14 protein-coding genes are annotated in these 15,264 nt (G+C 54.6%); 12 read left to right on the top strand and 2 right to left on the bottom strand.

Annotated elements, in window-relative coordinates; all coding sequences use genetic code 11:
- From ACXADZ_RS19350 to ACXADZ_RS19315, 8 genes are all read left to right on the top strand, one after another.
- Positions 1-480 (top strand): invasion associated locus B family protein, encoded by a 480-nt coding sequence (locus ACXADZ_RS19350; RefSeq protein WP_171672475.1) that lies wholly within the window; start codon positions 1-3, stop codon positions 478-480.
- A 379-nt stretch (positions 481-859) separates the two neighbouring features.
- Positions 860-1,471: a helix-turn-helix domain-containing protein gene (locus tag ACXADZ_RS19345; RefSeq protein ID WP_475199025.1), complete on the top strand. Its 612-nt coding sequence runs from the start codon at positions 860-862 to the stop codon at positions 1,469-1,471.
- A gap of 96 nt (positions 1,472-1,567) precedes the next feature.
- A complete protein-coding gene (locus ACXADZ_RS19340) occupies positions 1,568-3,151 on the top strand; it encodes an ABC transporter substrate-binding protein (RefSeq protein ID WP_475199023.1) in 1,584 nt (527 codons plus the stop codon).
- Positions 3,152-3,210: 59 nt separating this feature from the next.
- Entirely contained in the window at positions 3,211-4,152 is a 942-nt protein-coding gene (locus ACXADZ_RS19335) for an ABC transporter permease (RefSeq protein ID WP_475199021.1), read from the top strand.
- Positions 4,149-5,000 (top strand): ABC transporter permease, encoded by an 852-nt coding sequence (locus ACXADZ_RS19330; protein WP_475199019.1) that lies wholly within the window; start codon positions 4,149-4,151, stop codon positions 4,998-5,000. Before ACXADZ_RS19335 ends, ACXADZ_RS19330 begins: the two co-directional genes overlap by 4 nt.
- A 3-nt stretch (positions 5,001-5,003) precedes the next feature.
- The gene (locus tag ACXADZ_RS19325; RefSeq protein ID WP_475199018.1) at positions 5,004-5,996 is read left to right on the top strand and encodes an ABC transporter ATP-binding protein; all 993 of its coding nucleotides are present in this window, start codon (positions 5,004-5,006) and stop codon (positions 5,994-5,996) included.
- A complete protein-coding gene (locus ACXADZ_RS19320; RefSeq protein WP_475199017.1) occupies positions 5,993-6,991 on the top strand; it encodes an ABC transporter ATP-binding protein in 999 nt (332 codons plus the stop codon). Before ACXADZ_RS19325 ends, ACXADZ_RS19320 begins: the two co-directional genes overlap by 4 nt.
- On the top strand, positions 6,984-8,780 hold the full coding sequence (locus ACXADZ_RS19315; protein ID WP_475199015.1) for an aminopeptidase P family protein: 1,797 nt from the start codon (positions 6,984-6,986) through the stop codon (positions 8,778-8,780). Before ACXADZ_RS19320 ends, ACXADZ_RS19315 begins: the two co-directional genes overlap by 8 nt.
- A 50-nt stretch (positions 8,781-8,830) precedes the next feature.
- On the opposite strand, the gene ACXADZ_RS19310 is transcribed toward ACXADZ_RS19315, so the two are convergent.
- Positions 8,831-10,198, bottom strand: a complete 1,368-nt coding sequence (locus ACXADZ_RS19310) for a tetratricopeptide repeat protein (protein WP_475199013.1) — start codon at positions 10,196-10,198, stop codon at positions 8,831-8,833.
- 392 nt (positions 10,199-10,590) lie between these two features.
- Between ACXADZ_RS19310 and ACXADZ_RS19305 the strand changes: the two genes are divergently transcribed.
- From ACXADZ_RS19305 to ACXADZ_RS19295, 3 genes are all read left to right on the top strand, one after another.
- Positions 10,591-11,853: a DUF3179 domain-containing (seleno)protein gene (locus ACXADZ_RS19305; protein ID WP_475199012.1), complete on the top strand. Its 1,263-nt coding sequence runs from the start codon at positions 10,591-10,593 to the stop codon at positions 11,851-11,853.
- Between the two features lie 11 nt (positions 11,854-11,864).
- Complete coding sequence (locus tag ACXADZ_RS19300) at positions 11,865-13,532, top strand: sulfatase-like hydrolase/transferase (protein WP_475199010.1); 1,668 nt, start codon at positions 11,865-11,867, stop codon at positions 13,530-13,532.
- A 69-nt stretch (positions 13,533-13,601) separates the two neighbouring features.
- Positions 13,602-14,420, top strand: a complete 819-nt coding sequence (locus tag ACXADZ_RS19295) for a hypothetical protein (RefSeq protein ID WP_171187471.1) — start codon at positions 13,602-13,604, stop codon at positions 14,418-14,420.
- Positions 14,421-14,511: 91 nt separating this feature from the next.
- On the opposite strand, the gene ACXADZ_RS19290 is transcribed toward ACXADZ_RS19295, so the two are convergent.
- Positions 14,512-14,886, bottom strand: coding sequence for a YkgJ family cysteine cluster protein (locus ACXADZ_RS19290; protein WP_171187474.1), 375 nt, complete (start codon positions 14,884-14,886; stop codon positions 14,512-14,514).
- A 159-nt stretch (positions 14,887-15,045) separates the two neighbouring features.
- On the opposite strand from ACXADZ_RS19290, the gene ACXADZ_RS19285 reads away from it, so the two are divergent.
- Positions 15,046-15,258: a hypothetical protein gene (locus tag ACXADZ_RS19285; RefSeq protein ID WP_171105850.1), complete on the top strand. Its 213-nt coding sequence runs from the start codon at positions 15,046-15,048 to the stop codon at positions 15,256-15,258.
- The last annotated feature ends 6 nt before the right edge of the window (positions 15,259-15,264 follow it).

Below are 15,264 nucleotides of genomic sequence, written 5' to 3'. Positions count from 1 at the left end.
ATGAAAACTTGGATTTGTGTCTTGGGCGTCTCGATGGGGTTGGCGCTGCCGCTGACCGCTCAGGAAACCGAGGCACCGCTTTGGTCTGTCAATTGCAGCAATTTGGTCAGTGGGGGCGAGTTGGTTTGCGAGATGACACAAAGCATTGTTCTGGCCGAAAACAATCAACGCCTGACCTCGATCGCATTTGTGAAACCGGCTGGAAATGACGAGGTTGAGGCCGTGCTAACCCTTCCTTTTGGACTGTTGTTCTCAGAAGGGCTGGTGGCCAGTGTTGATGGCACCGAAGTGGCGCAGCCCGCGTTTTTGACCTGCGAGGCGCAAGGGTGTTTTGCCCGCTCAACGGTTTCCTCGGACTGGATGTCCGCCATGCGCGCCGGAGACCAATTGACGATCGCGGGGGTCAACCGGATCGGTGAACCGATTACCTTTACCTACGATCTGGCGGGTTTCAGCAAGGTCTCTGATCTGCTGCCATAAGTTCTACCTCAGGGTTACACCTGGACTGCGCCCGCACAGGCTGGCGCAGCACTTTAATTTCGAATTCTGCTTGGAGCACCTTTAGTTCGGGGCGACCTGTCATATGGCGGCGATGTGCAGGTATCATTCCAGTTCTGAAAAGAGCCAAAGACCCGCACCACGCACCGTTGACGTCCTGGTTAGGTTGCCGAAGTAGCAAGGAAAATACAAAACAGTCACCCATAACCATGGGCATGATTTGGATCGCGCCACTCCACCCTGAGACACTGCGCGGTATCCTTATCAGTCTAAACATTTTAGGCTGATAAAAATAAATTTTGATCTTCGCCGAATAATTCTATTGAATGGCTTGCACTTTCCGAAGCCCAGGAGATCGTGAATGCAAGCCCCGACCAAGCATGCCAAGTCCAAGCAGAAAGGTAAGCCGACTGAGCTGGGGCAGGCCATTCGCAGGCGGCGCAAGGCGATGGGAAAGACCTTGGATCAGGTGGCGCAATCTGCCGAGCTGACAACCGGATTTCTGTCGCAGGTGGAACGTGGGCTAAGTTCTCCGTCGTTGACATCCCTGATGTCGATCGCGGCGGCCTTACAGACCAGTATCGAACAATTGCTCAGCGTGCCCGAGGTGTATTCTCAGTATGTTGCTCGGGATAACCGCCAGTCCTATTCGCTTGGAACACGTGGGCGTTATTATGAAAAACTGGGTCCGGGATTCGCTGGCGCGTTGTTCCACCCGCAGATCGTTCATCGCCCTGCTGGGCATGTTTCTGAACGCATGTGCCATACTGGTGAGGCCTTCTGCTATCTGTTGTCGGGGCAGTTGGAATATCATTTGGGTGATCAGGTTTTCACGCTGTCGCCGGGCGATGTGATTCATCACGACACCTCAACATTGCACTATTCAATCGTGCTGGGTGAGACCGAAGCGGTTGAGCTTTGGGTTACGACTTCGCCGATCAACAATACTTCTAATCAAGATGCGCACGCTTAAAAAGTTTTCTTCATCGCTAAAAAAAACTTTAGTAATATTAAAAATTGGTTATTCTCCTCTCGCATGAAGCAGATGCTGTTGCGGGAGGACAAGAGAATGCATTTGAAATCGGTACTTGGACTGGTTGTTGCCTCATCTTTGGCGGTGCCAGCGTTGGCGCAGGAACGAGGCGGCACGCTGAATTTCGCCAGATATGACGGATCAAGATTGATTGACCCGATCTATGCGGATCGAAATCCTGACATTTGGATGGTTGGCAGCTTGTTCGATACGCTGCTGCGCGGCAGCGCCGATGGAAACTCTGTTGAACCCGGTTTGGCTGAAACGTTTTCTGTCTCAGACGACGGCAAGACGGTATCTTTGACCCTGCGAGAGGGCATTCTGTTTGCCGACGGATCACCCATGTCAGGGGGCGATGTCGTATTCTCTCTGGACCGGGCGCGGAACCCGGATCTTAGCCCTTGGGCGGGCCTGTTGGGTTCAATTGATACTGTGTCAGCCGATGGCAATGCGGTCACGATTTCTTTGACGGATGCAGACCCAACCATTCTGTCTATGCTGGCAACGTTCAACACGGCGATTGTCTCCAAAGCGGCCTTTGACGCAGCACCAGGTGATACGGATCAGGATAAATCCGCAGCAATCTTTGCCTCGACATCTGCTGGCGTCGGATCCGGCCCATTTTACCTGTGCGGTTTTGAACAAGGGGCCTCGATGGATTTCTGCGCCAATGAGAATTACTGGCGCATGGGCGCGGACGGCAAACCGCTGCCTTACTTGGAAGGTGTACATTTCGAGATCATCCCGGATGACGCCACCCGCATTCTGAGCCTGCAGGCTGGTGAAGTAGACGCAGCCGAATTTATTCCGTTCAGCCGTGTGGCCGAGTTGGAGGCTGATCCAAATATCAGTATGCAGCTCTACCCATCGACGCGGATCATCTATTCGCCGATCAACACGCGCGAAACGCGCGCTGACGGCTCGCCGAACCCGCTGGCAGATGCCCGCGTGCGGCAGGCGCTGAACTATGGCACCAACAAGGATGCCTTGATCGGTGTGGTTCTGCATGGCGCGGGTCAGCCAATGAGCTCGCCATTGATGGCGAAAGCAACTCAGTACGCCTCAGACCTCAGCCCGCTGTATTCCTATGACATGGACAAGGCCAAGGCGCTGGTTGCCGAAGCGGGTCTGGAACCGGGGACCGAAGTTACGCTGACAACGCTGGCAGGCTCTGCGGATGACGCGACCATCTTTGCGGCCTTGCAACAGATGTGGGCGCCTTTGGGCATCGAATTGGTGGTTGAACAGGTCGATGGCGCCACGCGAGGGGCAAAGAACCGTTCCGGTGAGTTTGACATCCACACCTATGGCTGGGTCAACGATGTAAACGACCCAAGCCAGGTTGTCGGTTGGCTGGGATATACTCCGACCGCCAAAGCTGTTGGCACGGGTTGGGAGAATGCCGAGTTCAACACTCTGTTCGAAGAAGCCGCGAAAGAGATGGACACCGAGGCTCGCAAAGCCAAATTCGCCAAGATGCAGGACCTTTATGCCGAAGCCGCCCCGCTGCTGTTTATGTACGAGACCCCCTTTGCAGTGGCGCTTGGAACATCGGTCGAGGGCTATGTTCAGACGCCCTTGGGTAATAACATCTTCGATGAAGCAACAGTCAGCCGGTAAGAGCTGAAGCCCTTGCCTCGCCGCACCCTGGCGGCGGGGCCTTTTGTCGGAGCGCGGATGTGTCCAGCCTGAACTATATCTTCAAGCGCCTGTTGATGATGGTGCCGACCTTCTTTCTGGTCATGGTCATCATCTTCATGTTGGTGCGTATGCTGCCGGGTGATCCGGCCATTGCGATGGCAGGTGACCGCGCCTCGGATGCCGATATTCAGGCGATCCGCGAACGGCTGGGTCTGACGGAGCCCATGCTGGTTCAGTTCTGGTTGTTTCTCAGCAATACAGTGCAGGGCGATCTTGGACGTTCGATCCTGATGCGGACGGATGTGATAGATGTGATCGCCGACCGTCTGCCGATAACAGTGTTTCTGACAGTATATTCCGTGGTCCTATCGCTGCTGATTGCCGGGCCGCTGGCCTTTGTCGCCGCGCTCAATCGCGGCCGTTGGCCGGATGCGGTAATCCGCACTGTATTCCAGATCGGCCTTTCGATGCCCGTTTTCTATATCGGTCTGGTTCTGCTGACGTTCTTGGCAGCGCAACTGCGCCTGTTCCCGGTCGGCGGCTACGGGGATACGTTTGTAGAAAAACTGTACCACCTGTTTTTGCCATCGGTCACGGTGGCGCTTTACACCTCGGCCATCATCATGCGGAACCTGCGCAGCGCGATTATCGAGGTTCTTGACGCCGAGTATGTCCAGTTCGCCCGCGCCAAGGGCCTGCCGTCGCGCCTGATCCTTGGACGGCACGTGTTGCGCAATGCGCTGATTTCGACCGTCACGCTGCTGGGCCTGTCCATCGGCAACCTAATGAGCGGAACGCTTGTGACCGAGACGGTGTTTGCCGTGCCGGGAATGGGGCGGCTGATGCTAGAGGCGATCTTTGCCCGCGACTATCCGCTGATTCAGGGCCTGACGCTGACCTTTGCGGTGTTGGTCTCGCTGGTGTTTCTAATGACGGACCTGTTCCAGAGCCGCCTTGATCCAAGGATGCGCCTGCAATGAGTGATGTGACCTTCGCCGCTGACCGCCCTTCTTTCCTGCGTATGGCCTTGCGAAAGCCAGGTTTTGTCGCCGGGATGCTGATCATCGGGTTTTCGATCCTGCTGGCGATTTTTCCAGGGGTCTTCGCGCCATATGATCCAAATGCGATTGATTACAACGCAATCCGTCAACCTCCGTCATGGGCGCACCCGTTTGGGACCGATCTGTTGGGCCGAGACAGCCTTTCGAGGGTGATCTGGGCCTATCAGGTCAATTTGCAAATGGCTGTGTTCGGCACCGTGTTTGCGCTGGTAACAGGTGTGATCATCGGCGCACTGGTCGGCTATTACCGAGGCATCGCCGATATGATCTTTGGCCGGATTGTTGATGCAGTCATCACCTTCCCGTTTCTGGTACTGGTGATCGCGGTGGTCGCTGTGCTGGGGCCGGGATTGGTCAATATGTATATCGCCATCTCGGTGGTCTATTGGGTGTATTACGCGCGTCTGATGCGAGCCGAAGTCATCGCTCAGATGGGCAATGACTATGCGGCCGCCGGGGTCGTCATGGGCTATTCCGACCGTCGCATCATCTTCCGCCACTTGCTGCCCAACGCGATCACGCCTGTGATCGTTTATTGGATGACCGACATGGCACTGGTGATCCTTCTGGGGTCTTCGCTGGGCTATCTGGGGTTGGGTGCACAACCGCCGCAGGCCGAATGGGGCGTTCTGATTGCCGAAGGGCGCAATTTTATCTCAACCGCGTGGTGGCTGAGCCTGATGCCGGGGCTCGCAATTGTTTTGACCGGTCTTGGTTTTTCCCTGTTGGGCGACGGGTTGGCCGATCTGTTGAGGCCGAGGGGGTAAGGGATGGAAGACAACACACCGATCCTGCAGGTCGAGGGCCTGAACACCACCTTCTACCGCAACGGCAGCGCCTTGCCTGCCTTGCGTGACGTGAGCTTTTCTGTCGCGCAGGGTCAGGTCTTGGGGCTGGTCGGGGAAAGCGGATCAGGCAAAAGCGTCACGTTGCGTTCGATCATTGGACTTGCGCGCCGTTACGGGGATGTAACCGGAACAGTGCGTTGGCAAGGGCGCGATCTGGTCGGGATGGCAGATCGCGCCCTGCGTCAAATTCAGGGGCGTGAGATCGCGATGATCTTTCAAGAGCCGATGACCTCTCTCAACCCGCTGCTGACGGTTGGTCTACAACTTGAAGAAACGTTGCGCGCCCATACCGACCTGTCGCGAGCAGCGCGTCGGGATCGTGCAATCGAGATGCTGGATCTGGTCGGTATCCCGTCGGCTTCACAACGGTTGAAGGACTACCCGCACCAGTTTTCCGGCGGCATGAGGCAACGGGTGATGATCGCCATTGCGCTGGCAGCGAACCCTAAATTGTTGCTTGCGGATGAGCCAACCACGGCGCTGGACGTCACCATTCAGGCCCAGATCCTCGATCTGATTCTTCAACTGGCGCAGGACTTGGATATGGGGGTGGTGATGGTCACGCATGATCTGGGCGTCGTGGCGCAGACTTGCGACAAAGTTGCGGTGATGTATGCGGGCCGGATCGTCGAGCAAGGGCCGGTCAGGGATGTCCTGCGCGAACCGCGTCATCCCTATACCGTTGGTCTGATGCGCTCGGTGCCCGAGAATTTGCCGCCACGCACACCTCTTTACTCCATACCCGGCGTACCACCGGGGTTGGACGCTTTGCCTGTGGGATGTGCTTTTGCCCCGCGCTGCGCGTCATGTATTTCACCATGCAGTCAGGATCGCCCGGCCTTGTCTTTGATCACCGAAGGGCGGCAGGTGGCCTGTTTCAATCCGATTGCCACGTCTCAGGGGAATGCCGCATGAGCGCCACGGTGATGGAAATCCGCGACCTGCATCTGCGCTTTCCTTTAGGGCGCAGCCCAGGCGATTTTCTGACCGGTCGCCCCGGTCGTGTCGTGAACGCACTGAACGGTGTCAGCCTGGATCTGATCCGGGGCGAAACACTGGGTGTCGTAGGAGAGTCCGGTTGCGGCAAGTCTACACTCGCCCGCTGTATCGTGCGGCTTTACAAACCCAGCGATGGTGAAATTCGTTTTGATGGTCATGATATCTTTGCGGCCGATCAGCGTACGGACAGGGTGTATAATCGTCGCGTTCAGATGATGTTTCAGGATCCGTACTCGTCTCTGAATCCGAGGATGACAACGGGGCAAATCCTGACCGAAGCGCTGCGCGTGCATGAGATGCGCCCAGAAGCGGACATCCCCGAGCGCGTTGCCGAGTTGCTGGAGCTGGTGCGATTGCCGCAAGATGCACAGCACAAGCTGCCGCATGAGTTTTCGGGCGGGCAGCGCCAACGTATCGCCATTGCCCGCGCTTTGGCGGTCGAGCCCGAGGTTCTGATCGCGGATGAACTGGTCTCTGCACTGGATGTTTCGGTGCAAGCACAGGTGGTCAATCTGTTGCTTGAATTGCAGGAGACTTTGGGGCTGACGATCCTGTTCGTCGCCCATGACCTGCGCTTGGTGCGTCACGTTTCAAACCGTGTTGCGGTGATTTATCTGGGCCGGATTGTCGAGATCGGAGACAGCGAGACGCTGTTTTCCGCCCCGGCGCACCCTTACAGTCAGGCGTTACTGCAAGCGGCCCCATCGCTGAACCCCGATGATCGGGGCAGGGCGGTCAAGCTGGAAGGCGAACTGCCGTCGCCCCTGAATATGCCGTCCGGTTGCCCGTTCCATGTGCGCTGCCGCCACGCCACCGAAATCTGCAAAGCAACTCGACCCACCCTGCAACCATTCAAGGAGCAGGGCGAAGTTGCCTGCCATCATGTTGAAGAGATCAATACCCATGCTTGACGCCCCTGACGCGAACAAGGCCCCTGTCGTCGCCGCTTTGCGCGCGGAAATGAAAGCCAGACAATTGGATGCATTTATTCTGCCGCGATATGATGCGCATCAGGCGGAATATGTTGCGCCGCATGATGAAAGGCTTGCTTACGTGACCGGGTTTACCGGATCGGCAGGTCTTGCCATCATCACCATGGATACGGTCGCGCTGTTTGTGGATGGGCGCTATGTGGTTCAGGCGGCGAACCAATGCCCCAAGCCATTGTTCTCACACCACCATTTGTTCGAGGAACCCCCCGAACACTGGCTGGCGGGTGTGGCGCAGCCCGGCTGGCAGGTCGGATTTGATCCGATGCACGTTCCGCCAACCTTATTCGACCGGTTTGCCAAGGAGGTTCGGCAGGGCAAGCTGGTCACTGTCGAAGATAACCCGGTTGACAGAATTTGGGTGAACCAACCATTGCCCCCGGTTGGAGAAATAGAATCCTTTCCGGTTCAGATTTCAGGCCAGCCGACACGCGAGAAAGTCGATGAACTGTTAAGCTGGATGCGGACCAGAGGTGCGGAGCTGTTGGTTGAGACGCAGCCCGACAACATCGCCTGGTTGCTGAACATTCGGGGGTCGGATGTTGCCTTTAACCCAATCCCGCAGTCCTTTGTGTTGGTGAACGCAAGCGGCAGTGTGCTTTGGTTTGTTGCGGCGTCGAAGCTACACCCGGATGTTCTCCAGTTCTTGCCAGAGACGGTTCAAGTCCGCGCTCCTGACGAATTTCTGCCTGCTGTAATAAAGCAAGTCGAGCCCGGGCAGAGTGTCTTGTTCGATCCCGCGTTTTCGCCGGTTGCCGTGCGCGCGGCCATAGACCAAGCCGGTGGTATTGCGCAGCCTCATTCAAGTTTCCTAACTGCCCGTAAGGCCGTAAAAAACCCTGTAGAGCTGCAGGGGATGCGGTCCTGCCATATCCAAGACGGCATAGCTTGGGTCGAGTTCTGCGCCTGGCTTGCTGCCGAAGTCCCGCGCCGCAGTGAAGCGGGCCAGCCTGTTACAGAGCGCGAAGCAGAAGAGGCGATCTTGCGCTTTCGTCAACGCCAACCCGGTTTTCTTGAACAAAGCTTCAATTCCATATCTGCCGCAGGCGGTAACGCTGCGATGTGCCACTACTCGACACGAGGGGACAATCAGGTGGCGATCCGTCCTGGTGACACATATCTGCTGGATTCCGGTGGTCAGTACGAGACTGGCACCACCGATGCCACCCGCAGCTTCGCTTTTGGGCCAAAACGCCCACAGGGATATGATCGGGCTTACACGGCTGTGTTCCAGGCGTTTCATTCGATAGCGACCCTGCGCTTTCCGCCCGGTACGCAAGGTCATCACATCGATGCAATCTGTCGTCGACCGCTGTGGGACCTCGGGCTGGACTACGATCATGGGACAGGTCATGGAGTGGGCCACCGACTGTCCGTGCATGAACACCCACAGCGAATTGGCAAGCCCTATAACCCGGTTGATCTGGCGCCGGGCATGATCCTCTCGTTGGAACCTGGGTATTACGAGCAAGACAGTTTTGGAATTCGGATCGAAAACCTCGTTGAAATTGTCGAGGAAGATGATGGCTTTCTGACGTTCTCGAACCTAACATGGTGTCCTATTCAAACGGACATGTTGCTGGTCGAGATGCTGACCGAAGCCGAGCGTGAATGGGTGAACGCGTATAACCAGCGCGTGGTTGAGACGCTGGGGTCCGGTTTGTCATCTGAGGCGCTCGCATGGTCAAAGACAGCGTGCGCTCCAATTTGACCCTTAGCGGCATCATAAACGCGGCTTGTTCATGCGATCCTTTGCAATGCCTAAATCTCGTTCAGGGCGCTGATTATGTCTTCGGCATGTGACGGATCGGCGAACAGGGCCCGAAGTAAAGCGCTCAGGGGGTAGTTGGGCCAAGCCTCATCCAAGAGAAGAATTGTTGCCTTTGCCCGGTCGTGCTCTCCCAACCTTTGATAGGCTGCGGCAAGATAACCGATCGAGATGGCACTGACCGGGTCACCCAATCTGATCGATCTGTTGAATTGGTCGACGCAGCCTTGATAATCTCCCAAATGAAAACTCGATGATGCCAGCACGCTTCGATATGGGAATCTGCGATTGGTGGTGTCGTAGTTTTGCGCGCGTTTGGCGGACCTGGTAGCACGTTCAAAATTTCCACCAAACAACGCAAACAAAGCGTCAAAGTTGATGACATGGATATCGTCAGGCGCGAGGCGGATCGCACGGTTCGAATGGGCCATCGTCGCGTCGAAGTCGCGCTTGGCAAAAGAGACAAGAGCCAGCGCCGAGTGGCTCCAGCCTTCACCGGGTGCGAGTTCTACGGCTTTATCGGCATGCGCCTCTGCTTGAACCAGAAAATCGCGCTTCTCTGCTCCGGTCGGAGTGGTGATCGCCAAGATTCCTAACGATTGTGCCGAGCCCGCGTATCCGCCAAAATACGAGTTGTCCAACGCAATGGCGCGCTCGAACATACCGCTCACAGCTTGCAATCGGGCACGATCCAGAACTGGGAACATCAAAGGACGCGCTTCGTCAGCCAGATTCATCGCCTGCAGCTTAGTGGGATTGGTGGAAAACAGAGCTTCCCGGACAGCTTGTTGTTTTCTCGCGGCTTCGGATGGGTCTGAGACGCTCGTCGATTGCTGAGGATTAAATTGAAGGTACAATCCGGTGGCGCATAACAGCAGAACGCCCATCAGTGCAGCACTGCGCAACCAATTGCGACGTGTCCAAGGCGTGCCGTTTTCATGGTTGGCCGAAATCACCTCAAACCGGGGTACATATCCTCCGGGATCCACGTGAATGCGCAAACACTGATCCTTGCCGGAATTCGAGTAATAGTTTGCCAGTCGCCGCCGCATACGGCCGGCATCTACGCGCACCACGGCCATTGGATCGCCGCGCCCACCCAATGATCTGCCGTAGACATCCTCGGCAATCGACTTGGCCCGGATGTTGTCCCCGTGCCCAGCCAAAAGAGTTTCAACGACATATCGTAGAAAAGACTGTAACCGCTCAGCCCCTTCAAATTCCGGGCTGTTCAATATGGCATCCAATGCCTGCCGGATCTCAGGATCCGTCAGGTTTTTCGGAATCGGATCACGGCCCGATTCAGAGTGTAACCCCCTAGATGTCACCACATCAGCCGCTTTCACGCTTTTCGTAAGCATCTGAAAATAAACATGTTACGACGTAACATACGTTAAGATACCTGAATATGTAAATGAATTTCGACGATACTTAACTGGAAAGGAGGGGGAATAGCCTTTTCGCTGAGGCCTAAGCGAGATCAGGTACCTTGGGGATCGACATGGTTTCATTGACATTAGTGTTTCCGGAACAAACGAACGAAATCGGCCGGCTACGCAGTTCGGATACAGTGTTTGCGCAAATCTGTGCCGACTATGAAAGCTTGACAGCGCTGCTGCCCTGCGATGCCAGCGATCCAACCTACACAGATTTAACTGATAGCCTTCGGGGGCTTGAGGACGAAATTCGGCTCTACCTCGCGTCCAAATCAAATTCCTCCGAAGGCTAACAAACCGCAGGAAAGGTGATCCAAATGCTGGCTAACTTGTTGTTTTATTTGGGTCTGGTCGTATCGTTGTCTATCGGCTTTATGTATTTCCGCGACCTGGGGGATATCAGCCAGATGGTGTTGAAGGTGAAGCGGAACAATATGATCCGGTTCATTCGAAACGAAAACACTTATATCGTAGTTGGTGTTGGCGGGTTGGCTTTGATGCTGTTGGGTCATCTGATGGGCGGCGGCCCGGGTTGGTTGTTCTTCCTCGGCGCGCCTGCCGTGACGCTTCTTATAGTCTTCCTGTTCGTTTTCCCCTGGATCTGGGTACATATTGGATTGCGAAACCAGCAAGACAGCGCCCGTTACTTCCCGATCTCGGAAGCCAAGCAATTCATAAACCCTTCGGCAAGCGTTCTTGTGATCGAAAACAACGGACATGCCCGCGCCCATTCCGATGCGCAGTTGATGCGCCCGCATTTGGCAGGAAATTCTGAGGGGCTGGGTGGCGACGATATTGTGATGACATACTGCGCCATGGCCAATCTGGGTCTGGCTTACAAACCGCAGATCAATGGCAAACGGCTTGATCTTGAAGTCATGGCCCAGCATGGCAACAACCTGATCCTGCGGGACAACACGACGGGCGAGCCCATTCAACAGATTTACGGCCGTTTTGACAATGATCCGTCCGATCAATCTGCTATGCAGCCCTGGCCTACCTTTCGGATGAGTTTTCGAGGCTTCCAAAAGGCATATCCAGATGGCGAAGTGTTTTTGAACAAACCCTCTTCAAACCCTTTCTTGCGGCTCTTCGATTTGTTCACCGAGACTGTTTTCGCCTCGGGGATTGCGAAGCAGCATCAGGAGTCAGCGCCGGTCATGGACAACATGAGCCATAGTGATGACCGGTTGCCCAACAAAACCTATGTTTGGGGCGTTACAATAGCTGATGATGCTGTCTGCTGGACCGATGACTTCATTGCTGAGCATCACGGATTGATCAATGCGAATGTGGGCGACCGAGATGTCGTGGTTGCCTATGACCCGGTCTATGAAAGTGTGGGTGTCTGGTACAATGATGGCGGCGCTCCGATAACGAAAATTGATTTCTTCGGCAATTCAAATCACGGAAAGCTCAGCCGTGTCGAAACCCTGAGATCGGGGATGTTCTGGCATGTCTGGGTCGAGTTCTTTCCGGCTACAGACATCAACCGCGTAGGGACCGAAACATTGGACGCAGCCCAAATTCAGAAGCCTCCAGTATCCGAACCCGAAACAGAACCGAAACAAAGCCAATGAGTGGAGGCGACATGAGACAAGTGGTTTGTCTATCCGCGAGCATATGTATCGCAGCTCAAATGTTAACGGCGCAGGAAGCGCCGATCATTCACGACGCCGAGTATTACATACTGCAAGCCCAACACGCCGAAAAATGGGCCGAGGATGATGCTGCGGTTGACGCGCTGCTTTCCGAGTTCCGGGAGCGCAATAATGGCAATCCGCCAAATATCGTTTCCATCCTGATTGATGATCTTGGTTTCGGGGATATGGGTATACCGGAACTCAACGCAGTACGAGGCATTGAAACTCCGAACATCAATCAATTCTCGGACGAAGGTATGCGGATGGTGCGAATGTACACCGAACCATCCTGTACTCCGACACGGGTTGCTCAAATGACTGGGCGTCTTCCAGTACGCATGGGAATGGGCAACACGACTGTGGATATAGCCGGCTTCGGTCTTCCAGGAAAGGAAGTCACTCTTGCTGAGGTTCTTAAAGAAGCTGGCTTTGCCACCAGCCATGTAGGTAAATGGCACATGGGTGACATCGCTGAGAGCTGGGCGATGAACCAGGGTTTCGATTACGCACAACATGCGATCCACCAACAAGGTCAGCTTACGATTTTCAACGACGATGCCATTCGCGAGCAAGTCTCAGTCGGTATCGGAGATTTTGTACCTGATTACGTGCTCGACGAGTGGTTCCGCCCAGACGCTTCAGCAATGATGACCGTCATCGAAGGCGAGGCAGGTGGACCAATCATGGAGATTCGAATGCAACCAGGCGAGCGTTGGGGCGCATTGAAATACGATGAGATGAACCAAGCGTATCAAGACAAAACGATAGAAGAGCTAAGACGTCTTGCTACCGGTGAGCAACCATTCTTCCTTCAATACTGGCCGATGATCCCACTACATAACACGCGTACTGGACGAACTGGGCCAGAGTCACCCAATGGGGGCCTCTACGCCGATAAGCTCCAGTTGCTCGATGAATACCTCGGGGAAATCTTCGCCGAAATGGAAAATCTGGACGTCGCCAATAACACTGTCGTTGTTGTCATGGGTGACAACGGACATTTCACCAAATACTCACCTCAATCCGGCTTCACACCGATGATCTACAAAGGTGGCAAAGGCGACACCACCGAAGGCGGGGTTCGAGTTGACGCCTTTATTCGCTGGCCTGGTGTTATCGGCCCAGATTCAATGGTTAACAACATCTTACACGTCTCCGATCTCTATACGACACTGTCACGTATTGCTGGTGCAGATGGGTTCATCCCGCGCGATCGGCTGGTAGATGGCGTCGATCAGTCAGCATCGATTTTGTTCGCTGATGAATCCAAAGGTCGCCGAGACTTGTTGATCGTGTATAACATTGATAAACCCGGAGCGATCATTAAGGATAAATTCCGAATGAACCTGCCGAAGGACCTAACAAACGGTATTTTGGCAGACTTCATAGACATTTATCGCGACACTCACGAAAAGTACCCTGTCTCGACTGAAGTCGGTGCTTGGGGAGGTCAGGAATTCGTTCGAATTCTCGCTCGTCACCAAGCCCGGAAGGAAAAATTCCCTGACGAGAAGCCCGCGTTCGGCATCCCTTACGAGGGGATTGAAAACATTCGCCCTGAAACCGCCGCGGCAGTTGAGGCATTCAAAATCAAGCAATCCTCGGTAAGCAAATGAGGTGCGTTTTACCCAAGCATCGCCAGCGTGGCCTGTTCCTGTGGAAGTGAAAAGCTAGGAGATCGGTAAATGAACTTAAATACACCTGCTTGCGCCGTCAGCACGATAACTCTGTCCTATCTGCTTGCTTTTGGCGCGTCCGCTCAATCGCTTCCCGCGCCGGGGCAAGATGACGAAGGCTGGCGGCATACCCTTGGATTTTACTTATTCACACCACTCAGAACCACAGGAACGTCCACGGTTGCAGGTCTTTCGGCTGATCTTGATCTTGATCTGGGCGACGTCTTGGAAGTTCTCGATTTCGCGGCGGCCGGGCGTTACGAAGCCTGGAATGGTGACCTGGGGATTATCGTTGATGCCAACTATGTGGGAATAGAAGAGGACGCGACGCTGCCAGGGCCGCTCGGGTCTTCGGTGAATGTAGACGTTCGGCAAAAGTGGTTTGCGGTCTTAGGCGCTTATCGAATTGCAGACGGCACCTATGGCACCGCCAATCAACGCTATACTGTCGATCTTCAGGGTGGCATTCGATACAACTCGATCCGGCAAGAGATCGACATCACAACACCAGGGCCAACCACTCCACCTGTATTGGGAGGGGATCAAGGCTGGGTCGAACCGGTCATCGGTGCGCGCGGCATGTGGCGATTGAACGAACGATGGACGGCAGTTACGTCAATCGACCTTGGTGGTTTCGGGGCTGGGGGAAATGATCTTCAGATCGGCGCGAATGTCGGTTTCGATTATCAACCCTGGGACAGAACATCGATCATATTTGGATATCGCTATTTCAGCGTTGACTACAGTGACACACTGAGCACGGGTGCGTTTGCCTATGATGTGACCCAACACGGGCCCTACTTTGGATTAAAGTACTTCTTCAATTGAGTGTCTTTACCAAGCAATTCTGACCTATCGTGGCCAAGCCCGATCTGCTCGGGCTGGGTTCAGAGATACTTTGCTCTTTGTCAGTCGCCTTTCAGGTAGACGGGATATGATCTTCGTCACTGTGCAGATTTCTTTCAAATGACAGAAAGTCATAGTACCCGCACCGATCACCATGTGGATATGCGCGGCAAGCCTTGGGCCGCGCGTCGTATACTGTGCAGACGCGCAGGTCCTGGTCGAAAAACACGCATATCTTTTTGTAAACGCGATCAACTTTATGCTTAAGCTTCAACGGATATTGGCTGCGCCCACTGAACATCCCAAACTTGGTGTATTTTGAGATCAGTTTCTCTTCCGAGATGCCCAAATGCGAACACAGCCTGGTGACGTCGGGGGCGAGCAGGTCGATTTCATCGTAGGTGCAACAAAACCCGGGGCATTTGCTGCAATCGTAGTTGGCTGCCATTTTTCCCCCTTAAAGTTTGCTGTGTGGTCTCTGCCTCTGGCAGAGAAATATTGAATATCGGCATGCGTTCAGAACGTTGACTGGGCATCTGGGATAGAAACTAAAACCTTGACCGATTGGATGCGCAAGCTCATTCTCCTGATCAGAAAGGGAGATACCATGAGTGATTTAACTGTATTTGTACAAGAAGCTGATTTGAATGAACTGCCCATTGCCCATCTCAACAAGATTGAAGAAATTCTTTTGCGTTCGCAGGATAGCGCTGTGCAGCAACTGGAAAACATCACAACAGCGATCAAGCTGATCAACGACAACCGCCAAAGACGCGATGGCGGTGGTGGTGTTAAGAAAAACCCGAACAACAAAGGCTGATCCCGG

The organism is Ruegeria sp. ABM4_193 (genome assembly GCF_056158705.1).
The sequence above is the reverse complement of the archived record's forward strand: the minus strand, read 5'-3'. Positions and strand labels throughout refer to the sequence as shown.

Bases quoted from the DNA above. Each gene is read 5' to 3' on its own strand.
- ACXADZ_RS19350 (WP_171672475.1), top strand. From the start codon at position 1: ATGAAAACTTGGATTTGTGTCTTGGGCGTCTCGATGGGGTTGGCGCTG.
- ACXADZ_RS19345 (WP_475199025.1), top strand. From the start codon at position 860: ATGCAAGCCCCGACCAAGCATGCCAAGTCCAAGCAGAAAGGTAAGCCG.
- ACXADZ_RS19340 (WP_475199023.1), top strand. From the start codon at position 1,568: ATGCATTTGAAATCGGTACTTGGACTGGTTGTTGCCTCATCTTTGGCG.
- ACXADZ_RS19330 (WP_475199019.1), top strand. From the start codon at position 4,149: ATGAGTGATGTGACCTTCGCCGCTGACCGCCCTTCTTTCCTGCGTATG.
- ACXADZ_RS19325 (WP_475199018.1), top strand. From the start codon at position 5,004: ATGGAAGACAACACACCGATCCTGCAGGTCGAGGGCCTGAACACCACC.
- ACXADZ_RS19320 (WP_475199017.1), top strand. From the start codon at position 5,993: ATGAGCGCCACGGTGATGGAAATCCGCGACCTGCATCTGCGCTTTCCT.
- ACXADZ_RS19315 (WP_475199015.1), top strand. From the start codon at position 6,984: ATGCTTGACGCCCCTGACGCGAACAAGGCCCCTGTCGTCGCCGCTTTG.
- ACXADZ_RS19310 (WP_475199013.1), bottom strand. From the start codon at position 10,198: ATGCTTACGAAAAGCGTGAAAGCGGCTGATGTGGTGACATCTAGGGGG.
- ACXADZ_RS19305 (WP_475199012.1), top strand. From the start codon at position 10,591: ATGCTGGCTAACTTGTTGTTTTATTTGGGTCTGGTCGTATCGTTGTCT.
- ACXADZ_RS19300 (WP_475199010.1), top strand. From the start codon at position 11,865: ATGAGACAAGTGGTTTGTCTATCCGCGAGCATATGTATCGCAGCTCAA.
- ACXADZ_RS19295 (WP_171187471.1), top strand. From the start codon at position 13,602: ATGAACTTAAATACACCTGCTTGCGCCGTCAGCACGATAACTCTGTCC.
- ACXADZ_RS19290 (WP_171187474.1), bottom strand. From the start codon at position 14,886: ATGGCAGCCAACTACGATTGCAGCAAATGCCCCGGGTTTTGTTGCACC.
- ACXADZ_RS19285 (WP_171105850.1), top strand. From the start codon at position 15,046: ATGAGTGATTTAACTGTATTTGTACAAGAAGCTGATTTGAATGAACTG.